The following is a 22,033-nucleotide window of genomic DNA, read 5'->3' on the forward strand; positions in this document are numbered from 1 at the left end:
AAATAAACTATATGACAAAGACAATATATTTGGCAGGCGGATGTTTCTGGGGAACAGAGCATTATCTTAAGATGGTGAACGGAGTTGCGAATACTGAGGTTGGATTTGCAAACGGGCATACGGATAATCCGTCTTATAAGGAAGTGTGTACGGATAAGACCGGTTTTGCTGAGACTGTTAAAGTTGAATATGACCAGAACGTGCTGCCGCTGAGCAAGTTGCTTGATATTTTCTTTAAGGCAATAGATCCTACAAGTTTGAATAAGCAAGGACATGATATTGGCACTCAGTACCGTACAGGTATTTATTATGTAGACGCAGAAGATAAAAAAATTATAGATGAAGCTGTCGGGACCTTGACAAAACTTTATACTAAGCCAATTGCTCTTGAGGTACTGCCGCTTAAAAACTTTTATAACGCAGAGGAGTATCATCAAGATTATCTGGATAAGAATCCAACGGGTTATTGCCATCTTAGTCAGGACCTTTTCATTTTTGCAAAAAAAGCGAATTAATGCTTTAGAATGTCTCTGCCATAGGTGTAATTGTGAATGTTTTTTTGTAAATTCGCATCTAATAGGCTGAACTTTAAACATGAAGCGAACACTTTTTATTGCTGTTCTATTAATCATTTCTTTTTCTTGTTGCTCTCTCAATGCATTTGCTGAGTCTGATGTGGAGAGTCCGGAGACAGATGTTCAGCTAATTTCCCAATCTGATTCAATAATTTTTCTTGCTGATTTGTACTACCCTCCTTATGAGTTTGTGGACAATAATGGTAAGTCCGTAGGTTTTAATATTGACCTTACAAGGACTCTGATGAAGAGGTTAGGAATCAGCAGATTCCGTATTATATCAATGGATTGGCCAAAAGTTCTTAAATACTATGATGAGCATTCTAATTCTGTTATCATTGGTATGAACTGGACTGCAAAGAAAAGTCAGAAATATGCATATGGGCCAATCCATAATAGTCTGACACATTGTGTGTTGTATAGAAAAGGAAGTAAAAAGATAACATCTCTTTCTCAACTTGCCGGCAAGAAAATTCTTGTAGAATCTGAAACAAGCATGGAGGAGATGCTGATGGCTATGGGCTTTGGCAAGGAGGTTATATCTGTAAATGATTATGGCCCTGCTATATTAGATTTGTCAAAGGGAAAATATGATGCTGTTGTTTGTGAAGGGCAAGTTGCCAGATATCTTTTGAAGTCTTTGAAAATTAAAAACATAAAAATTTCTGACATGCATCTGCCTACACAGCGGTATTGTTTTGTGGGACGTGACACTGCGCTGATGAACAAGATAAGAGACATGTTGGAGAGAATGAATGTTGACGGCAGCTATGAAACATTGACTGACAGATGGTTGCAAAATGACAGAGATATCAATATCCCTCCCGGTGTCTATGTCATTATTTGCATACTGATTTTTTCTGCTCTATTTTTTGCGTTCTATTCATTGCTCTTAAAAAAGCGCATTGTTAACGCCGAGTCTGAATTAAACAGCCGCGGAAAGCAGATGGCTTTGGCTCTTAAGTCCTCCCACACTGTCTATTGGGAATTGGATACCAAGAGTAACAAGATAAAAACTTATAATGATCCATTCTTGAATTATGAGGATGGCAAGGAGATGGATTTGGATGAGTATTTTAGGGTGGTGAAGTTAAGCGATATAAAAGATATGCAACTTATGATTGATAAGTTGAAAACTGGTAGTAATGAAAACTTATCTTCTGATGTTCAGCTATGGTATCCTAAAGATGGCAAATGGCATTATTGCCAGGCAACAGCAGCACCTTTGAAAGTTGGACAAAACGGTGTTGTTTTAAAGTACGTTGGTTTCAGAAGAGATAATACGCCACTTGTGGAAATGGGGGAGAAAATGAGGCATTTTATCACAAGGATGGACTTTGTAATGAAGGAAAGCAATATTCAGACATGGGAATATTCGCCTGATACTGACGTGTTTAAAGTTTATTCAGATGTGCATACGGTTGTTGCTGAAATTAAGTCAAGTGACTTTTTAGAAAAGTTAACCGCGCAGGATAAAATAGAAGCTCGTGCAATTTATAACAGTATAAAAGATGGCACTTGCAAGCCTTTTTCTGTGACTAGGAAAATTGATTATGGCGGAAATATTGGCATAAAATATATTTCTTACAATGGTGTGCCTCTGCGTGATAAATCTGGAAAAGTTACAGACTTCTTTGGACTTAGAAGAGATGTTACAGATTTGATGAGCATTCAGGAGGAGTTAAAAGTAGAGATGGAAAAGGCACAGCAGGCGGACAAGTTAAAGTCAGCTTTCCTTGCAAACATGAGCCATGATATTAGAACACCTCTTAATGCGATAGTAGGTTTTGCCGGTTTGCTTCAAGAAGATGATGACAAAGAGAGCAAAAACGAGTATATCAGTCTGATTAACAGCAACAGCGAGCTTCTTTTAAGGTTGGTCAATGATATACTAGACCTTTCCAAGATTGAGGCTGGAGCTGTGCAAATAGCTGAGAACGAGTTTGATATGTCAAAGTGCTTTGCGGATACGATAAGTTCCGTCAAGAGCAAAGTGCCGGCAGGGGTAAAGCTTGTGGAGAACAATCCGTACGCAGAGTGCATAATATTCTCTGACCATCAGAGGATAGCCCAGATACTTACAAACTTCATAACAAATGCCATCAAATATACTCCTCACGGAACCATCACAGCATCATACGTTTACGAGAACGGAGGTGTAAAGATTGCTGTATCGGATACCGGCATTGGCATTCCGGAGGAGAAGCAATACCGTATATTTCAGAGGTTTGAGAAGCTGGATAATTTTGCCCAGGGAACAGGGCTTGGCCTTTCTATCTGCAAGGCGATAGTTGATACCTGCGGAGGAAAGATTGGCTTTACCTCAAAAGAAAATCAAGGCTCAACATTTTGGGCGTGGATTCCTTGCAGGCGTTTAATGTAATGACAATGAAAAATTTTGTTTACAGCATGGGACTTGGAAGACTTCATAAATTGTTGTTTGCTCTTTTCTCTATAATGCTTATCACTGCCCGGTTTGCGGAATATGCTTATTCAGAAGATAAAGATACATCTGTCGCTGAGGCTAATACAGGTGATAAGACAGAAGATGCCGTACCGTCTGATACGATAATTTTCCTTGGGGATAAGTATTATCCGCCTTATGAGTTCATTAATAATTCAGGTATGCCGGATGGGTTTGACGTTGAGCTGACTAAGTCATTAATGAATAGGATTGGCAAACATAATTTTAAGATTGTTTCTATGGACTGGCAGGACTTGCTGGAGTTCTACGATAAGCATAGCAATGCCGTAATCATGGGAATGGACCGTATTGGAAGGAGAGAAAATAAGTACAATTTTGGTCCGGTCCACAGTTATACTTCTCATAGTGTTGTTTACAGAAAGGGGTCAAAAAAGATTAATGCACTTTCACAATTAGCGGGTAAAAAAATCATTGTAGAGCGCGGAGGAGATGAAGATGAGATACTTGTATCTATGGGGCTTAGCAATGAAATTATGAGAGTTAATAATTATGAACAGGGTTTCAAAATGCTCTCATCCGGTGAACATGACGTTTTAGTTTGCGATAACGATTTAGCAAAATATTATCTTAAAAATCTGAATATACATAATCTGGAAATTTCAGATTTAGCTATGCCGCTGCAAAAATATTGCTATGTTGGGAGAGACAGTTTGCTTATGTATCAGCTGGATACGGCAATTCAGGGAATGAAAAGCGCCGGAGATTATTCAAGAATTTTTAGGAAATGGTTTACAAATACTACGGTTGAAAAGATTCCAAAATTTTTGTACGCAATTCTATTTGTATTAATCTGCGCAGCCGCTGTACTTTCTGCTTTTACTTGGTTGCTTAATAAGAGGGTTGATAAGGCTAAATTGGATTTGGAGAACAGAGGCAAACAGCTTGCCCTTGCATTAAATGCCGGCGATGTTACAGTGTGGGGATATGATGTTAAATCAAGGCGCTTCTTTAATGTAGAATGTGATTATTTTCCTCCTGAGGGAAGATTGTTTGAAGATGAGGTTAATTTCTTTCATCCTGGAGATAAACAATTGTTTATCAATACAATGAATTGCCTGATTGCCGGAGATACCCCACCTAAAAAAATGGTTTTTAGACTGGATCATTCTGCATCCGGAAATTGGCAGTACACAGAGAAAGAGTTTGCTCAAATCAAAGACAGCAATGATAAGGTAGTTACAATAATCGGATCGCACAGAGATATCACTTCATCTGTATATATTCAAAAAAGGCTTAAAGAAAATATCTTAAAGAATGATATGGCCATTAAGGCTTCCGGACTTGTTTATTGGGAAATGAATAGGCCTTCAAATACGTTTACTATGTTCAATGACCCAGTTTCAGGATTTATCAATGGGAAAATTTTTAAGGTAGATGAATATTTTGATTTGGTTAAAATACAGAATGTTAATGGTTTTGATGAAATGAGAACAGGCTTAACAGCCGGAATTGTTAAAAATTTTGTATGTGATTCAAAGATGTGGTTTGAGTGGGATAAGAAGTGGCATTACTGCACAACTACAGCAACTCCGTTTGATATAGGTCCCGACGGCTTGGTTACTAAATATGTAGGATTCAGGAAAGATAATACAGACCTTGTAATGGTGCAGCAAGAGCTTAAGGTTGAGATGGAAAAAGCAAAACAGGCAGATAAGTTGAAGTCAGCATTTTTGGCAAACATGAGCCATGATATTAGAACACCTCTTAATGCGATAGTAGGTTTTGCCGGTTTGCTTCAGGAGGATGATGACAAAGAGAGCAAGAACGAGTATATCAGTCTGATTAACAGCAACAGCGAGCTTCTTTTAAGGTTGGTCAATGACATACTTGACCTTTCCAAAATAGAGGCTGGTGCTGTACAAATAGCTGAGAACGAATTTGATATGTCAAAGTGTTTTGCCGATACTGTAAGTTCTGTAAAGAGCAAAGTTCCGGCAGGTGTGAAGCTTGTTGAGAACAATCCATACAAGGAGTGCATAGTATTTTCAGACAGGCAGAGAATATCTCAGATACTTACGAATTTTATTACTAATGCCATAAAATATACACCTTTGGGAACTATAACGGTTTCATACGTTTACGAGAACGGAGGTGTAAAGATTGCTGTATCGGATACCGGCATTGGCATTCCGGAGGAGAAGCAATACCGTATATTTCAGAGGTTTGAGAAGCTGGATAATTTTGCGCAGGGAACAGGGCTAGGTCTCTCTATCTGCAAGGCTATAGTAGATACCTGCGGAGGGAAGATTGGCTTTACCTCAAAAGAAAATCAAGGCTCAACATTTTGGGCATGGATTCCTTGCAAAAAGAGGGCGTAAATAGAGCTTGCTGAAAATTAATAATTCATTACCTTTGTCCAAGTTGGTTGACCCCCCCTTTATGAATAATTTTAGTAAACGGTTTTTATATGGAGCTGCTAAATTGTGTGGCTTGCTTGCCGCTTTTCTAATTTTTTGCAGTTTTAAGCAATCTCAAAATGATACTATAGTTTTCCTCGGCGACAGATATTATGCGCCGTTTGAATTTGTTGATGCTCAGGGTAATCCTAAAGGCTTTAATATTGATTTGACCAAAAAGCTCATGAAAAGGCTTGGCATTGGAAATTATAAGATTGTCTCAATGCCATGGCAGCAGCTGCTCAAATACTATGACAAGCACCCTTCTTCTGTAATTATGGGCATGAACATGACCAAGAGTTGGGAAAGCAAATATAATTTTGGACCCGTTCATAACTATCTTATCCATAGTGTGATATATAGAAGGGGAGAAGGCCCTTACGGCAAACTGGCTCAGCTGGAAGGTAAAAAAATCATTGTGGAGAAGGGCTCATTCCCGGATGAATTCCTGACGGAAATAGGTCTTTACAATGAGTCCCACTATTTAGATGATATTGGAGTTGGACTTAAGAGCCTGTCTCAGGGGAAGTGCGATGTAATGGTCTGTGTGCGCAGCATTGCTTTGTATTACATGGATAGTCTTAAGATTAGAAATCTTGAGTATAAGAATCTTGATATTCCCAATCAGAAGTATTGTTATGTTGGAAGGGATAGCGTCCTGATGTTCCGCATGGATACCGCTTTAAGCAACATGCGTGCTGACGGAAGCTTTGACAAATTGAAAGACAAATGGTTATCTCCGGTCTTGACAGGACATTGGATTCCTAAATTCGTATATATATTCTTTGTAATATTTATTGCCTGTGCCTTAATTCTTGCCACATTTATTTTTCTTCTAAAGCACAGAGTTCATGTCTCTAGGAATGAGCTTGATAGAAGGAACAGACAGCTTGCATTGGCGCTTAGTGCGGGTGATGTTACCGTTTGGGGCTATGATGTAAAATCCGGGCGTTTCTTTAATGTAGAGTGTGATTATTTTCCTCCCGACGGGAGACCTTTTGAGGATGAGATGAAATTTTTCCATCCAGATGATGTGCAGCTCTTTAAAGAGACGATGCGTAGCGTGATTGCCGGTGCGGAGGCGCCAAAAAAATTGTGCTTTAGATTGGATCACAACCTGTCGGGAAATTGGCAATACACAGAAAAGGAGTTTGCTCCAATTAAAGATAGGAGAGGAAATGTAGTGACTGTTATTGGTACGCACAGAGATGTTACTCAGTCTGTTATGATGAGAAAGAGCTTGGAGGAGGAGATGGAGCGCGCTCAAGAGGCTGACAAGCTTAAGTCTGCGTTTGTTGCAAATATGAGTCATGAAATTAGAACACCGTTGAATGCAATTGTCGGATTTTCCAATTTGTTGCAGGAGGAGAGTGATCCGGAAGAGAGAGAAGAGTTTGTAAATTTGATTAACAGCAATAGCGACTTGCTGCTGAGGATAATTAATGACATTTTGGATTTGTCTAAGATGGAGGCGGGAATGGTAAAAATTGAGAAGGGTGAGTTTGACATGTCCGCTTGTTTTGATGAAGTTATTGCATCTGTAAAGAGCAGGATAAAGCCTTCTGTGGAACTTCTTGCTTGCAATCCTTATAAAAAATGTGTTATACTGTCTGATAAAAACCGTGTGGCTCAAGTCCTTACAAACTTTATCACTAATGCCATAAAGTACACTCCATCCGGAACCATCACGGCCTCTTATGTTTATGAAAATAGCGGTCTTAAGATATCCGTTGAGGATACGGGAATCGGCATTGCTGAGGATAAGCAACATCTTATTTTCCAGCGGTTTGAGAAGCTTGATACTTTTGCTCAAGGTACGGGGCTTGGGCTTTCTATATGCAAAGCCATTGTAGAATCTTGCGGCGGCAAAATCGGATTTGATTCAAAAGAGTCTGAAGGTTCAACTTTCTGGGCAATTATCCCTTGCCAAATTGCAGATATTGAGGAATCTGAGAAATAATCTCAAATTCTGCAAAATTTTTCCTTCTTCTTTGCAACCTTTTGTACCTTTCCAAAGTCTAACTGGAAACAAATAAAAATTAATTATTAACTAAAAATTATACGTTATGGGAATTTTAGTTCCAATTTTTGTATGCGTGATATTGCCGGTGGCAATTGTGCTGACAGTTTACATGTCTCGCTATCTTTCTCAAAAGAATAAAAATGAATTGATAGCCAAGGCAATAGAGAAAGGTGTCCCTTTGGATCCCAATTTCTTTAAGGATGCTCAGGATGTAAAAATTAAAAAAGAAAATCCCATGAAGTTGTTCACATGGGGAGTTTCTCTTGTCGGATTTGGTTTCGGTATTTTCTTTTTGCTTTATTTCTTATTGCGTGCTCAGCCTGTGATGAGCGCCTATGCGCTTGGAGTTGCATGTACCGGACTAATTCCGGTTCTTGTTGGCGCAGGGCTGCTTGTATCTTTCTATGCAGGGAGATATTACAAGAAAAAGGATGAAGGACAAAAGGAATCAGACATCTCTAAATAGCTCCTTAATAAATTGCTGTGCAGTGATTTGCACAGATTTTCATAAGATTTAATATAGTTTGTCAATTGGACAAAGCGGAATTCACGGCATTTGTCAGGGAGCAGCAGGAACCTTTAAGGAGATTCCTGCTTAACCTGTCGGGAGGAAATGGAGCACTTGCAGACGATATAGCGCAAGATGCTTTTATTAAGGCCTATGCGGGGCTCTCTTCTTTTCAGGGCAGGTCAAAATTATCTACCTGGCTCTTTAGAATTGCCTATAACTGCTTTTATGACCAGATGAGCAAACGGGTGAGGCTCAATGAAGTACAGCTCCCGACAGATAGAAAAATGAACGGCGCAGACCGCACCTCTGACCCAATGGTAGTGCAAACTGCAGGTTCAGACAGAGTTACGGTAAATAATGATATCAACGGAGCTCTAAAAAATCTTGCGGAAAATGAGAAAGCAGTGCTGCTCTTGTTCTATATGGAGGAGAAGAAAATCTCTGAGATTGCGGTGATTACGGGGATGAAGGAGAATACGGTTAAGTCCCATTTATCAAGGGGCAGGGAGCATTTAAAGGTGTACTTAAAACAAGCGGGTTACGGGCAATGAGTGTCTGGGTGCAATAAGAGTGTGTGCAGTAAGTGAGTGTGTGCAGTAAGTGAATGTGTGCAGTAAGTGAATGTGTGCAGTAAGTGAATGTGTGCAGAAAGTGTATGTGTGCAGAAAGTGAATGTGTGCAGTAAGTGAATGTGTGCAGAAAGTGTGTGTGTACAGTAAGTGAATGTGTGCAGAAAGTGTGTGTGTACAGTAATGATATTAGTTGTATAATAAGAATGGTATAAGTAAGATAATATTAAATTTGCAATATGTTAAGCGATAAGGAAATAAAGGGCTTTTTTGATGCTGGCAAGCAACATCTTGACGGAGAAGATTTTACAAAGAAAATAATCTCGCAGCTTGATTATTATCCGCAGCCGCAGGTAAAAAAAGAACAGCCTGAATGGACCCGTTGGATTGTGCTAATATCTCTTTTTCTGGGAGTTGCATTATTTGCGATTTTTGGCGGAGCCTCATTTGTTTTGAAGCATTCAATGGCTTTGCTTGAACATAGTTTTAATATTATTAATATTTTTTCCGCCATGCTTCTCTTATCTATTGTTGCGGGTGGAATTGTTATAATTACCAATACAAAAACTGCCGATTAAGCAGAGTGTCTTAAAAAAGACTGTTAATCATGAACAAGAAACTCGGATTTGGAGTTATGAGATTGCCGCTCGTTAATCCAGATGATTATTCTTCCATTGATATAGAGGCATTTAAGCTGATGGCGGACTATTTTATTTCGCATGGATTTTCTTATTTTGATACAGGGTATTCTTACCATAATGGTAACAGTGAATCTGCATTTAGAGAGGCAGTTGTCAAGAGACATCATCGCAATTCATTCACAATCACAGATAAAATGCCAAGCTGGCTTTTAACCCAAAAGGCAGATTTGCAAAGAATTTTTGATGAGCAGCTTATAAGATGCGGTGTAGAATACTTTGATTATTATTGGCTGCACTCTTTAAACAAAGAGTACTATACAATTATAGAAAACCTTGACGGATTTGGTTTTTTATTGAAAATGAAGAGAGAGGGAAAGGTAGGGCATATTGGTTTTTCATTCCATGGAGATTCTATTCTGTTAGAACAAATATTAAAAGAACATCCGGAAACGGAATATGTTCAGTTACAGCTTAATTATTTGGACTGGGAAAGTTCCGCAATTGATTCTAAAAGATGTTATGAGGTTGCCACAAAATATGGTAAGCCTGTTGTAGTGATGGAACCTATAAAGGGCGGTTCCCTTGCCCGCGTTCCTGTGGAGGCAGAGAGATTATTTAAAGAATATGACAGCGACTATTCTCCGGCTTCTTGGGCTTTGCGCTTTGCTACATCTTTTGATAATGTATTTATGGTTCTGAGCGGAATGAGCGAAATGTCTCAGGTTGAGGAGAATATAAAGCTAATGGACAGATTAAAACCTGTCGGGATAGAAGAAATGCAGCTGTTCTCAAAAGCGGCAAAAATTATAAACAATTCTATCTCAATACCATGTACTGCATGCCATTATTGTACCGAAGGGTGTCCTGTCCATATTTGCATTCCGGAGTATTTTGAAATTTATAATTCTCAAAAACGCTTTGGCAAGAGCAAAACAGTTATGGACAATAGTTGCGTATATTACCAAAGTTTAAGTAATACTCACGGAAAGGCCTCAGAATGTATTAATTGTGGCCAATGTGAAGAGCATTGCCCGCAACACATATCTATTAGGAAAAGTCTGAAACTTGTGGCTAAAGAGTTTGAATAGATAGTGGTTTCAATCAGTAAAAAAGGTAAAAAAATCAGTAATTTATTTACTTTATTTTGGTCGCATTGCCGTTATCTTTGTTATAACAAAAAGGAAATGTTATGGCAAAGAAACTTGGTTTTGGAATGATGCGTCTTCCGCAGCTTAATCCGGATGACTATTCCGCAGTTGATATTGAGACAGTTAAGAAGATGGCTGACATCTTCATGCAGCGCGGTTTTACTTATTACGATACCGCTTATCCTTATCATAATGGTAAATCTGAAATTGCTTTTAGAGAGGCCGTGGCTAAAAGATATCCGCGCAACTCATTCACTGTCACTGACAAAATGCCTTGCTGGGAGCTTCACAAGAAAGAGGATTTGCAGCGTATTTTTGATGAGCAGCTGCAAAGATGCGGGGTGGAATACTTTGATTACTATTGGATTCATGCAATCAACAAAGATTATTATAAGACTATTCAAGCTCTCGACGGATTTGGATTTATTTCCAAGATGAAGGCGGAAGGGAAGATTAAGCATATTGGTTTTTCTTTCCATGATGAGGTGCCTTTGTTAGAGCAGGTGCTTAAGGAACATCCTGAGAGTGAGTATGTTCAGCTTCAAATTAATTACATTGATTGGGAAAATCCTACAGTTGAGGCTCATAAGTGCTATGATCTTTGTGTTAAGTACGGGAAGCCTGTTATTGTTATGGAGCCTGTAAAAGGCGGCGCCCTTGCAAAAGTTCCTGCTGAAGTGGAGAAGATGTTTAAGGATTATGCTCCAGATGCTACACCAGCCTCATGGGCAGTACGTTATGTCGCTTCCTTGGAGAATGTCTTTATGGTATTGAGCGGCATGAGCAATTTGGCGCAGCTGGAGGATAACACTTCTTATATGCAGGATTTCAAACCTGTCGGCGACAAAGAAAAAGAGATTATAGCAAAGGCTGAGAAGATTATAAATGGCAGTATTGCAATACCTTGCACGGCTTGCCATTATTGCACCGCAGGATGCCCTCAGAAAATTTGCATCCCTGAGTATTTCTCTCTGTACAACACAATGAAGCAATTTGGAGCCGCGCAGTCCATGAATACAATCACATATTACAGCAACTTGAATGCAACTCACGGAAAAGCCTCAGAATGTATTGATTGCGGCCAATGTGAAGAGCATTGCCCGCAGCACATTCATATCCGCGAGAATCTAAAACTTGTAGCCAAAGAATTTGAATAGCTGATGTCCCCAGGCCGCAGGCTTTCCGTGCGCGTATACATACATGGTTGCAGGCTTTCCGTGCAAGTGTACCTATAGGGTGCGCTGTGTATCAATACATTACGAAAGATCTCAATTTTAAATCAGCGATGTCTTGTAACTATCTGATTTTCAATATTGCCCCAGACTAACCTAGATCAGATAGTTACGCTTGTCCCCATGGCCGCAGGCCCGCGATTGGATGTACCCAAGACGAGCGGCATTGCCGCGAGTCCGCGACCGTAGGGAGCGTGCCTCCTCGCGCGACAGCGCGTCAAACCACAAAACGGCACGGCGCTTTGTGCCGGGCCGTACGCATGCGAGCAGAGCGAGCATGCAGCTCTTGCCGGGCCGTACGCATGCGAGCAGAGCGAGCATGCAATCTTGGCGGAATGCTCTGCATGCGACGCAAAGCGGCACATGCAATTCTCGCATAACTAAACCGACTTAATCATATAAGTGTTGCTGTCGCTATTGAGTATCAGCTACATACAGTTTGGCCGAATCTGTAGGATCGGCCGAATTGTAACTATCTGATTCACAGTCCTGCCTACAGAACTTTTTTTGATAATCTCATCGCATGCAAAGTCTTGTTATGCTCTTGCTTGCGCCCACGGTTTTTTAACGGCTTATTGCCTAGGCTGCACTTGGTTGAAGAGGGAACTCAGATGCCATTGGTTTTGAGCAATTTTCAGCAGAAGAGCGGGGCATCTTCGGACAACCCTCTTCAACCTGCGTTCAGCGCGGCAATGGCGCCTAAAACCTCATGGCTGCAGAGCAAGACATAACTTCAACTTTGCATTGAATCTAGTCCCCATGGCCGCAGGCCCGCGACCGTAGGGAGCGTGCATCCTCGCGCACGAAGTGCGCTTAACTACAGCGATTTTTGCAGCGAGGGCTCGCTGCAAAAATAAAAACCCGCAAGCCAAAGCTTGCGGGTTTTATTCGCGTGAATCGGGAGGGATTCGAACCCTCGACCCACAGCTTAGAAGGCTGTTGCTCTATCCAACTGAGCTACCGATCCGGTATGAGTTTCGCAGTTGCTGCCGGTGTCTGCCCGGCGCTGCGAATCTCCCTCCGATTTTTTAGGCTGCAAATGTAAACATTTTTTGCCTATTGTAAAATTTTACTTCCTCAAGATTACGCATTATCGCTCTTTGTGACCCCTCTTTTCTCCGTAACTTTTGTTGCCTTTGTTATCTCTGTGATTTTTGTTACTTCTGTTGCCTTTGTTATCTCTGTGATTTTTGTTACTTCTGTTGCATAATTTATATCTGTTACTTCTGTAGCTTTCGTAGACTCCATAGTATCTGCGCCCTCTGTCTTTTTCTTCTTGCCCAGTGATTCAAGTACAACTACCAGCGCAATACCAATGATTATGAATACTATAGCTATACCAACCTGTGCGCTAACCGGATGGCTGGCTGCTGAATTAATTTGTGTGACAGCATTTTGACTTGCAATCGCATTTTGAATCTCTACAAACTTTCCTGGTGTTACCGGCAGTGAAGTATCTCCGGCTGCATGATGAATAACCTCTTGCCAAGGCCATACCCTCATTAATGAACCAACCATGAAACCGCTTAGCAGTGCAATTGTCTGTGCGTAGAATTTTTTAAGCATCCAGCTTAGCAAGTGTGAGAATGCAATGATTCCGGCGGCAGCTCCAATTGCAAACAGCAGCAGTACGGGGAGGTTAAACGTGCTTAGCGCGTTCATAACATATTCATATTTAACAAGAAGCAGCAGAACAAAGCTTCCTGAAATTCCCGGAAGTATCATTGCGCAAATTGCTATTGCACCGCAAAGCATTATAAACCACCAATCGTCAGTCGTTTGGGTAGGGGAAGCCATGCATACAAATACCGCTATTGCAATTCCAACTAATAGGCAAATTATTGTCCCGAGATTCCATTTCTTTATCTCAGCAAATATGTAAAAACAGGAGACAAGAATTAATCCAAAAAAGAAACTCCATGTTGCAATAGGCTGATATGTAAGTAAATAAACCATCAGTTTGGCAAGCGAAAATGCGCTCACCAGAATGCCCAGCAAAATACATGAAAGAAATGCAAGGTCAGTGGCTTTTGCAAATTCTTTAAATTTCCCTTTAAGTAAAAGCTTGAGATTTACCAGGTTAAAAGATTTAATGGATTCTATCAGCTCCTCATAAATCCCTGTCAGGAATGCTATCGTACCTCCGCTAACTCCAGGGATTACGTTTGCCATTCCAATGCCAATGCCCTTAAGGGTAAGGATTGAGTATTTTGTTAAATCGCTCATTGATTGAAGTTTATTAGTATGATGTTTAATAGGTTGCTAAATTATTTGTTGCTCTTAGGTTTATGATTATTCCCTTCGGCTGATTTGACTTTGTTACTTTTATTTCTATTTTTTTTGCCGGTTCCCGTGGACTTAATTTTATTGAGGCATTTTAACCCATCTTTGGCCTCTTTGCAATTTTTATCTAGCATTAGCGCCTTCCTGAACAAAATTTCAGCTTCTCCATAATCTCCAAGCCCCATGTAGCCCTGTGCTAATCCAACAGTTCCGTGTACGTTCTTCTTTTCCAGCCTGCAAAAGTCTGTAAAATATTTTATTGCATTTTTGAACTCCCCTAAGTTCAACGATATAATTCCAAGGCTAAATAGAGCGGAGTCATTATTTGGGTTTAAAGAGACAGCATATTCCAATGCGTCAACGGCCTCTCTGACCATTTTAAGTCTACAGTAAATTGCCCCTAAGACAGACCAGTTTATATCATCAAATGGGTTGATAGCCAAACTTTTCTTGTAATATTCCAAAGATTTTTCCAATTCCCCAATCCTTTCCAGGCAAGATGCGTATACTTCATAAGCATTGGCCAAATCACAATCATCCATAGGATAATCATTTTTTTTGCACCACCTGTTTTCCAATGCGTTGGACCTGTCAAGATAAAAAATAGCCTCGCGATAGTTTTCTACATATATGCACTCTTGTGCTAAGTTATGGACTGAGTTATATATGTCCTCCGGGTATTCCTCAACTTCCATGGCTTTATCAAAAGCGCTGCGAGCATCATCCCATTTTTTCCTCCTAATAAAAATTCTGGCGTATAGCAGATAAAATTCAGAATTATCTGGGAAAGCGTTTTGGTATTTGTTCAGCACACTCTCTGCTTCATCTGCTTTGTCGTTTAAAAGAAGTGATTCACAATATTTTATGACTAAATCTGAAGAGTACGGGTATTTATCAAACGCTGCAGCTGAAACAACAGCAGCCTTGGAAAGATCATCTCTATCTACGTATGAATCTATTATAAAATTATACTCATCCTCGGACAATTCTATAGACTGATATGTGCCTTTTTTGTATGCAGCATCAAACTTTTTGAAAAGCCTGACCAGACGCGCATACTCTGGATTTTCAAACTCATCGCTATGATTGATGTTGTCCATTTTCTCCTCCTGCTTTTATTGCTTTAACATAATGGAAAACCTGCTTCACATACTCTACCTCATCCAGCGTTCTTTTGTATTCTCCCTCTAATACCATTGAGTATAAAGATATTGCAGAGGAGCGCATTCCAATGGAAAACTTGGATTTTGCTCTCTTTGTTATGTAGTCAAATTTAAAATCGCTGCGGCTGTTGAAGTTTATGAACAGGTCGTAAACATGGCTGAAAAACTTTGCAGTTCTGTGAATATCAGGAATGCCCATCCAGCTTAGGTAGTTCTTGGTAATAATTGTAAGGTTTGGATTTTCACCTATTTCAGGAATTGAAGCCAGGATTTTCTTGTAAGCGTTCCTCTTTGATTCAATAATCAATCCTTTATACTGGATGTCCTGTCCTGATATGCAATCAATTATTTGTTTAAGCACTTCTCCTGATTCAGCGGACCTGATGTTATATGCAAAGCCTATTAGATTGATATCCTTTAAGTTACGATACTCCGCAGGTATATCCCTGGACGGAGTCAAAGGGAACTTCTTGTTCAGATATGTTCTAAGAGCCTTCAGCATAGTAAATGAGATAACCGTCGCAAAAATAGCAAAAATCCCGCCAATCTCTTGGTGGGACTCTTTATTTGAATAATAGCTGATTATTCTTGTAGTCAATCTTGATTTTTTTACCGGAAGATATCTCTCCGCTAATCAATTTTTCTGCAAGGGTATTGATGACCTCTTTTTGCAGCAGCCGCTTGATAGGGCGGGCGCCGTATGCTATATCATAACCCTTGTTGGCCAAATAGTTAAGAGCGCTTTCCGTAAAGTCCAGCGTAATGCCTTTCTCCTTCAAAGTGTTCTCTATCTGATTGATCTGCAGTTTTAATATTCCTTTAACCTCTTCTTTTCCAAGTGGCTGGAACATTATGATTTCATCAATCCTGTTTAAAAATTCCGGTCTGATGCTCTTCTTAAGAATAGCCATTACTTTCTCTTTGCACTCAGCCATCATCTGCGTTTTATTGCTCTCATTTATCCTGGACATGTAGTCCTGAATAATATCGGCGCCAACGTTGCTGGTCATAATCAAGATGGTATTCTTAAAGTTGACAGTCCTTCCTTTGCCGTCCGTAAGACGTCCGTCATCAAGTACTTGCAGAAGTATGTTAAATACATCCGGATGTGCTTTTTCAATTTCATCAAACAATACAACCGAGTATGGTTTGCGCCTTACAGCCTCTGTCAGCTGGCCGCCTTCATCATATCCAACGTATCCCGGAGGCGCTCCAATTAAACGAGTTACAGCAAAACTCTCCTGATATTCGCTCATGTCTATTCTTGTCATAAGGTTCTCATCGTTGAACAAAAATTCCGCAAGAGCTTTTGCCAGTTCCGTCTTTCCAACACCGGTAGTACCCATGAACAGGAAAGAACCTATTGGTCTCTTCTCGCTCTGAAGCCCTGCACGTGAACGCCTTACAGCATCAGCGACAGCTTCTATCGCCTCATCTTGTCCTACAACTCTTTTATGCAATTCTTCCTCCAAATGAAGCAGCTTATCCTTTTCACTCTGCAGCATTCTTTTAACAGGTATGCCTGTCCATTTTGCAACAACCTCTGCAATATCCTCCGGCTTAACCTCTTCATTAATCAAAGGATGCTCATTGCTCTCCTCCTTTTTCTTAAGTGCGGCAATCTCTTTCTCCAAACTTGCTACTTTGCCGTAGCGGATCTCAGCAACCTTTGCATAATCGCCGCTTCTTTCCGCCTCGTCGGCTTCAAATTTAAGCTTGTCAATATCTTGTCTTTTGGTTTGTATGCTATCCAAAAGAGATTTCTCCTCCTTCCACTGCTTGTTGTATATATCCTGTTGTTTCTTAAGTGATTCCAGCTGATTATTAATTTCAGTCAGCTTTGGAGATTTGCCCTCTCTTCTAATAGCTTCTCTCTCAATTTCCAGCTGTTTTACTTTTCTGTTAAGCTCATCAATTTCCTCAGGGACAGAGTTCATCTCCAGCCTCAATTTTGCAGCCGCCTCATCCATCAGGTCAATCGCCTTATCCGGCAAGTACCTGTTAGTTATGTATCTGTGAGATAATTCAACTGCGGCAATGATAGCATCATCCTCTATTTTTACCTTATGATGGTTCTCATATTTTGGCTTCAAACCTCTTAGTATAGAGATGCTTTCAGCAGGTGACGGCTCATCTACCATTACCATCTGGAACCTTCTCTCCAGCGCCTTGTCTTGCTCAAAATATTTTTGATACTCATCCAAAGTGGTTGAACCAACGCATCTCAGTTCTCCTCTGGAAAGTGCAGGTTTTAAGATATTTGCGGCATCCATAGCTCCGCTTGTCTGGCCCGCTCCAACCAAAGTGTGAATCTCATCTATGTATAGAATAATCTCTCCGTTGCTGTCAACTACCTCTTTTATAACGCTTTTCAGCCTCTCTTCAAATTCTCCCTGATACTTTGCTCCTGCAATCAATGCTCCCATGTCCAAAGAATAAATCACTTTGTCCTTTAGATTTTCTGCAACGTCACCGTGTACTACTCTTTGCGCAAGCCCCTCTGCAATAGCGGTTTTGCCTACGCCTGGCTCTCCCACAAGAATAGGGTTGTTCTTTGTTCTCCTGCTAAGGATTTGCAGAACTCTTCTAATCTCATCATCCCTTCCAATGACCGGGTCCAGCTTGCCTGCCTTTGCCCTCTGATTCAAATTGACGGCATAGCGGTCCAGCGCTTTTTCCTGTGATTGATTGTTGTTCATTTCCATAATATTATCTCCTTTTTGCCTATTAGCTCTCTGTTTAAGCTCTCTTCAATCTGCTATTACATCTTTTTAAGCTACCCTCTATTTTTTAAGCTACCTTCTATTCGCCTTTGCAGCTGAGTTTCTTAAGCAACATTATACCTCTCAAATCTTCTACCAGCAGTGCATAAATTCCTGAAAAACCTCATTTTGTGACAATCTGGCACGGATTTGCTCTTTTTTGTAAGACAAAAATGTTATATTTGTGTCTAATAGTCAGATGCGTTCAAAAAGGACGCTGGGGTTATTTAACAGCAGTTATAGCAGAGTGAGAAAAAATTACGAATATCCGGAGCTGAAAGGCGGCAAATTTTTGCCCTTGGTAGAGAGCTTTTATACTATTCAGGGAGAGGGTTTTAATACCGGCAAGCCGGCATATTTTATAAGACTTGGAGGTTGTGATGTCGGCTGCAGCTGGTGCGATTCTAAAGAGAGCTGGAATCCTGAAAAGTTCCCGCCCGTTGATATAGATGTAATTGTAAAGGAGGCTGTAAAATGCCCCGCAAAAGCAATTGTTCTTACAGGTGGAGAGCCTCTTAATTATCCTCTCGACAGTTTGTGCAATGCTTTAAGAAAGAACGGATTGCAGATATTTTTGGAGACCAGCGGCAGCAGTCCTCTGTCGGGAGTATTTGACTGGATATGCCTCTCTCCAAAGAAGAAGAAAAAGCCGCTGCCGGGGATTTATCCTGTGGCAAGTGAGCTTAAGGTTATTATTGAGGGCGCGGAAGATTTTGAGTGGGCTGAATATAACAGGAAGCTGGTGGGGGAGAAGTGCCGGCTTTACCTGCAGCCGGAGTGGAGCAGAATGAAAACTGTTATGCCGCTGATAGTTGAGTATGTGAAAATGCATCCGGAATGGAACGTGTCTTTGCAGACACATAAGTTTATGAGAATTCCATAAATGATTAGATATCAGCTATTAATAAGCTTTTTAATGAGAAGAAAATAATTGGAATTTATATTTTAGATAAAATAATTATTAATTAAAATAGTATTAAATGAAAAAAATATTTGCATTACTGACAATTGCATTGCTTTGCGCAACAACAACTTACAGCTTTGCACAAAATAGCGGGGCAAAGAAAGACTCCGGCTATGTATTCACCACAGATTTGGCTATTCCAATTAGCGGCATCAGAAATCAGGGAAGTTCCGGCACTTGCTGGGCATTCTCTACAACTTCATTTCTGGAGAGCGAGGCTATAAAGAAAGGAACTGCTGATACCAGCATTGCTCTATCTACTTGGTACACAGTTTACAAAAACTATCAGGAAAAATTTGTAAAGTATGTTCGCCTGGACGGAACTCTTAATTTTGCAGAGGGCGGCGCATCTATGGATGTTGTCCACTCTTATCAAGATTACGGCGTTGTTTTGGAGAAGGATATGCCTTGCCTGAGAGGGGATGAGAAGAGAATCAATTTCTCAGAAATGTTCTCTGTTCTTGACGGTTACACAAAGGCTTTTGTAGCAAATACAAAGCACAAGATTTCTGCTCAGGACAAATGGATGGCTCCTTTCAATGCTATTCTTGATTCTTATCTTGGCAAATGCCCGGACAAAGTTACTTACAAAGGTGTTGAATATTCACCTAAAGAGTTTGTAACCAAAGGTTTAAAACTGGATATGGATGATTATGTTTCTATCACATCTTATACTCATCACCCTTTCTATTCACAGTTTGCAGTTGAGGTTCCTGACAATTGGCGCTGGGATTTGAGCTACAATGTTCCTATGAATGAAATGATGGAAATCATTGATTATGCTCTTGCAAATGGTTACACAATTGCCTGGGGTTCAGACGTTAGTGAGAACGGTTTTACTCGCGACGGTATTGCTGTTGTTCCGGATGTTGTAGCTAATGAAAAGGCTGCAGGTTCTGACCAGGAGCGTTGGGTAGGCAAAGATCCTAACCAGAAAAAGGCTGACATTTACAATCTTAACAAGCCTGGAAAAGAGATGACCATTACTCAGGAGATGAGACAGGAAGGTTATGATAATAAGACAACTACAGATGACCACGGTCTTCAGATTTATGGTATTGCACATGACCAGAACGGTACAAAGTATTACATGGTAAAGAACTCATGGGGCAAGACCGGAAAGTATCAGGGCATTTGGTATGCATCAGTTCCATTTGTACAATTCAAGACAATGGACTTTGTCGTTAACAAGAACGGCATTCCAAAAGAACTTCGCAAGAAGTTAGGTATCAAGTAGTAATAACAAAGCTATTTATTAATAATCCCGATGGATTAAAGAAAAATTTAATCTGTCGGGATATAAAAAATAATTAAAATGAAAAAGATATTCCTTGTTGCAGCAGCAGCGCTTTGTGCAGGATTATTCACTGTCACAGCATCTTATGCGCAGTATAAGTATGAGTTTACAACTGTAAAAAACAACCCCGCCACGGCTGTAAAAGACCAGGCGAATACTGGTACATGCTGGTGCTTTGCAACTGTCTCTTTCCTTGAGAGCGAGGCTATTAAGAAGGGTACGGCAGATACAACGCTTGACCTTTCAGAGATGTATATTGTAAGGTGCAATTACATCAGAAGGCTTGAGGATGATTACTATCGCAGAGGCAAGGGCAATACCGGTCCCGGCGGAGTAGGGCACCAGGCTCTTTGGGTTATGGATCATTATGGTCTTATGCCGGAAAGTGCCTATCATGGAATCAATTACGGGATGGATCATCATGACCATTCAAAACTTCAGGCCTCTCTGGATTCATTGATGGATGTGGCTGTTAAGGAGAAAAATGGCGTCCCTTATGAGAAAATAAATTCTATTTTGGATAAGTATCTTGGCGCTGTTCCCGATAGTTTTGAATACAAGGGCAAGACCTATACCGCACAAAGTTTCAGAGATATGCTTGGCTTGAAAGGTTCTGATTATATAGAGATTACAAGTTTTTCTCATCATCCTTTCTATGCTCCGACTCCTCTTGAGATTCCTGATAATTTTGATCATTATCTGTACCTTAATTTTCCGATAGACGACATGGTGTCTGTTATGAACTATGCTATCAATAAAGGATATACAGTAGGTTGGGATGCTGACATGAGCGAGACTTATTTTGCTCATCGTAATCACATAGCGGTTTTTGCTCCCGGAGAAAATATCAGGGCTGCAAAGGAGATAAAGTCAAAGTATGTTGAGCAGCCTATAAACCAGGAAATTAGAGAGAAGATGTTTATGAACTATACAACATCTGATGACCATTTGATGCATATTACGGGAATTGCAAAAGATAAGGAAGGTGTTCAGTATTTTATTGTAAAAAATTCCTGGGGCAAGGTTCCGGGCTATAATGAGGACGGATATGACGATGCCTCTGTAAGTTACATAAAGGCAAAGACAATTTCTATTCTTGTAAATAAAAATGCTGTTCCTAAAGAGTTGGTTAATAAAGGTTTATATACCATGCTAAGCAACCAGCTTAAAGTAAAATAAATTTGACTTTTAACTGTCGGGATAATTATGTCTATAAGTAAACATGTACCTAACGCGCTGACTTGCGGCAACTTGATAATGGGTTGCGTTGCAATTGAGTTTGCTGTAGAGTGTAATTTTGATTTGGCGCTGATATGCATGCTCATATCTGCCGTGTTTGATTTCTTTGACGGTATGGCGGCAAGGGCGCTAAATGCTCATTCTCCAATTGGGAAGGATTTGGACTCTTTGGCGGACATGGTTAGCTTTGGAGTATCTCCTGCGCTAATCTTCTCTTACGCAATGGATAGCGGCATTACGGGGAACAGTTTCCTAATTTTCTTGCCTCTGCTTATTGCTGCCTTTTCCGCCTTGCGTCTTGCAAAATTTAATACGGATCCCAGACAGGCAACAACTTTTATAGGGCTTGCCACACCGGCCAACGCGCTGCTTGTGGCATCCCTGTTTTGCACAAGCAAATTTTATCCGGCAATATGGCATTTCTGGCATGTAGTTCCTTGGCTTCTTGGAGTAATTGCGGTAGGGTTATCTCTTCTGCTTGTCAGCGAGATTCCTATGTTCTCCTTTAAGTTTAAGAACTTTACATGGGCTGACAACAAGCTGCGTTTTGTTTTTCTTGGCATTGTTTTGCTGGAAGCTTTGGCTACTTTGGTACTTGGATTAAGATGGAGTGTTATTGTATTTCTTGCCTTTGCAACGTATATAATTCTCAATCTTTTGTTGCTGCTAAAGAGAACAGCCTGACGCTTTAATGCACTTAGTATAAGTTCAGAGCAATTATAGACAAAAAAAAAGTCCGGCAAAA

Annotated in this window: 16 protein-coding genes, 1 tRNA gene and 1 pseudogene; 13 read left to right on the top strand and 5 right to left on the bottom strand. The window is 40.3% G+C overall.

Annotated features, from left to right (window positions below):
* Window positions 1–11: 11 nt before the first annotated feature.
* The 9 genes from msrA (at window position 12) to LKM37_07085 (ending at window position 11,505) form a co-directional block, all read left to right on the top strand.
* Complete coding sequence (gene msrA, locus LKM37_07045; protein ID MCI1720746.1) at window positions 12–515, top strand: peptide-methionine (S)-S-oxide reductase MsrA; 504 nt, start codon at window positions 12–14, stop codon at window positions 513–515.
* Window positions 516–594: 79 nt separating this feature from the next.
* Window positions 595–2,958 (top strand): transporter substrate-binding domain-containing protein, encoded by a 2,364-nt coding sequence (locus LKM37_07050; GenBank protein MCI1720747.1) that lies wholly within the window; start codon window positions 595–597, stop codon window positions 2,956–2,958.
* Between the two features lie 5 nt (window positions 2,959–2,963).
* Window positions 2,964–5,378 carry a transporter substrate-binding domain-containing protein gene (locus tag LKM37_07055; protein MCI1720748.1) on the top strand — a complete coding sequence of 805 codons (2,415 nt, stop codon included), beginning with the start codon at window positions 2,964–2,966 and terminating at the stop codon, window positions 5,376–5,378.
* Between the two features lie 61 nt (window positions 5,379–5,439).
* Entirely contained in the window at window positions 5,440–7,416 is a 1,977-nt protein-coding gene (locus LKM37_07060; protein ID MCI1720749.1) for a transporter substrate-binding domain-containing protein, read from the top strand.
* 106 nt (window positions 7,417–7,522) lie between these two features.
* On the top strand, window positions 7,523–7,945 hold the full coding sequence (locus tag LKM37_07065) for a DUF6249 domain-containing protein (protein ID MCI1720750.1): 423 nt from the start codon (window positions 7,523–7,525) through the stop codon (window positions 7,943–7,945).
* A gap of 65 nt (window positions 7,946–8,010) precedes the next feature.
* Window positions 8,011–8,541, top strand: a complete 531-nt coding sequence (locus LKM37_07070) for an RNA polymerase sigma factor (protein ID MCI1720751.1) — start codon at window positions 8,011–8,013, stop codon at window positions 8,539–8,541.
* A 257-nt stretch (window positions 8,542–8,798) separates the two neighbouring features.
* Window positions 8,799–9,137 carry a hypothetical protein gene (locus LKM37_07075; GenBank protein MCI1720752.1) on the top strand — a complete coding sequence of 113 codons (339 nt, stop codon included), beginning with the start codon at window positions 8,799–8,801 and terminating at the stop codon, window positions 9,135–9,137.
* A 29-nt stretch (window positions 9,138–9,166) separates the two neighbouring features.
* Window positions 9,167–10,288, top strand: coding sequence for an aldo/keto reductase (locus LKM37_07080; protein MCI1720753.1), 1,122 nt, complete (start codon window positions 9,167–9,169; stop codon window positions 10,286–10,288).
* Window positions 10,289–10,389: 101 nt separating this feature from the next.
* Window positions 10,390–11,505 (top strand): aldo/keto reductase, encoded by a 1,116-nt coding sequence (locus LKM37_07085; GenBank protein ID MCI1720754.1) that lies wholly within the window; start codon window positions 10,390–10,392, stop codon window positions 11,503–11,505.
* A 968-nt stretch (window positions 11,506–12,473) separates the two neighbouring features.
* Here the strand turns inward: LKM37_07085 and LKM37_07090 are convergent.
* The 5 genes and pseudogenes from LKM37_07090 to LKM37_07110 all read right to left on the bottom strand — a co-directional run bounded on the left by LKM37_07090 (window position 12,474) and on the right by LKM37_07110 (window position 17,653).
* Window positions 12,474–12,547, bottom strand: a tRNA-Arg gene (locus LKM37_07090).
* Window positions 12,548–12,663: 116 nt separating this feature from the next.
* The gene (locus tag LKM37_07095) at window positions 12,664–13,806 is read right to left on the bottom strand and encodes a DUF368 domain-containing protein (protein MCI1720755.1); all 1,143 of its coding nucleotides are present in this window, start codon (window positions 13,804–13,806) and stop codon (window positions 12,664–12,666) included.
* A gap of 41 nt (window positions 13,807–13,847) precedes the next feature.
* A complete protein-coding gene (locus LKM37_07100; protein ID MCI1720756.1) occupies window positions 13,848–14,963 on the bottom strand; it encodes a DUF3808 domain-containing protein in 1,116 nt (371 codons plus the stop codon).
* Complete coding sequence (locus LKM37_07105; protein ID MCI1720757.1) at window positions 14,944–15,624, bottom strand: hypothetical protein; 681 nt, start codon at window positions 15,622–15,624, stop codon at window positions 14,944–14,946. The genes LKM37_07100 and LKM37_07105 overlap by 20 nt, the downstream gene beginning before the upstream one ends.
* A pseudogene (locus LKM37_07110) lies at window positions 15,590–17,653 on the bottom strand (AAA family ATPase). Before LKM37_07110 ends, LKM37_07105 begins: the two are co-directional and overlap by 35 nt.
* Before the next feature lie 319 nt (window positions 17,654–17,972).
* Between LKM37_07110 and LKM37_07115 the strand changes: the two are divergent.
* The 4 genes from LKM37_07115 (at window position 17,973) to pssA (ending at window position 21,972) form a co-directional block, all read left to right on the top strand.
* Window positions 17,973–18,671, top strand: coding sequence for a 7-carboxy-7-deazaguanine synthase QueE (locus LKM37_07115; GenBank protein MCI1720758.1), 699 nt, complete (start codon window positions 17,973–17,975; stop codon window positions 18,669–18,671).
* Between the two features lie 97 nt (window positions 18,672–18,768).
* Window positions 18,769–19,989 carry an aminopeptidase gene (locus LKM37_07120; protein ID MCI1720759.1) on the top strand — a complete coding sequence of 407 codons (1,221 nt, stop codon included), beginning with the start codon at window positions 18,769–18,771 and terminating at the stop codon, window positions 19,987–19,989.
* 78 nt (window positions 19,990–20,067) lie between these two features.
* Window positions 20,068–21,228: an aminopeptidase gene (locus LKM37_07125; GenBank protein ID MCI1720760.1), complete on the top strand. Its 1,161-nt coding sequence runs from the start codon at window positions 20,068–20,070 to the stop codon at window positions 21,226–21,228.
* Window positions 21,229–21,249: 21 nt separating this feature from the next.
* Window positions 21,250–21,972, top strand: a complete 723-nt coding sequence (gene pssA, locus LKM37_07130; GenBank protein MCI1720761.1) for a CDP-diacylglycerol--serine O-phosphatidyltransferase — start codon at window positions 21,250–21,252, stop codon at window positions 21,970–21,972.
* The last annotated feature ends 61 nt before the right edge of the window (window positions 21,973–22,033 follow it).

It is taken from the genome of Bacteroidales bacterium (genome assembly GCA_022647615.1).
Lineage (GTDB): Bacteria > Bacteroidota > Bacteroidia > Bacteroidales > UBA932 > Egerieousia.

Bases quoted from the DNA above. Each gene is read 5' to 3' on its own strand.
- msrA (MCI1720746.1), top strand. From the start codon at position 12: ATGACAAAGACAATATATTTGGCAGGCGGATGTTTCTGGGGAACAGAG.
- LKM37_07050 (MCI1720747.1), top strand. From the start codon at position 595: ATGAAGCGAACACTTTTTATTGCTGTTCTATTAATCATTTCTTTTTCT.
- LKM37_07055 (MCI1720748.1), top strand. From the start codon at position 2,964: ATGAAAAATTTTGTTTACAGCATGGGACTTGGAAGACTTCATAAATTG.
- LKM37_07060 (MCI1720749.1), top strand. From the start codon at position 5,440: ATGAATAATTTTAGTAAACGGTTTTTATATGGAGCTGCTAAATTGTGT.
- LKM37_07065 (MCI1720750.1), top strand. From the start codon at position 7,523: ATGGGAATTTTAGTTCCAATTTTTGTATGCGTGATATTGCCGGTGGCA.
- LKM37_07075 (MCI1720752.1), top strand. From the start codon at position 8,799: ATGTTAAGCGATAAGGAAATAAAGGGCTTTTTTGATGCTGGCAAGCAA.
- LKM37_07080 (MCI1720753.1), top strand. From the start codon at position 9,167: ATGAACAAGAAACTCGGATTTGGAGTTATGAGATTGCCGCTCGTTAAT.
- LKM37_07085 (MCI1720754.1), top strand. From the start codon at position 10,390: ATGGCAAAGAAACTTGGTTTTGGAATGATGCGTCTTCCGCAGCTTAAT.
- LKM37_07095 (MCI1720755.1), bottom strand. From the start codon at position 13,806: ATGAGCGATTTAACAAAATACTCAATCCTTACCCTTAAGGGCATTGGC.
- LKM37_07100 (MCI1720756.1), bottom strand. From the start codon at position 14,963: ATGGACAACATCAATCATAGCGATGAGTTTGAAAATCCAGAGTATGCG.
- LKM37_07120 (MCI1720759.1), top strand. From the start codon at position 18,769: ATGAAAAAAATATTTGCATTACTGACAATTGCATTGCTTTGCGCAACA.
- LKM37_07125 (MCI1720760.1), top strand. From the start codon at position 20,068: ATGAAAAAGATATTCCTTGTTGCAGCAGCAGCGCTTTGTGCAGGATTA.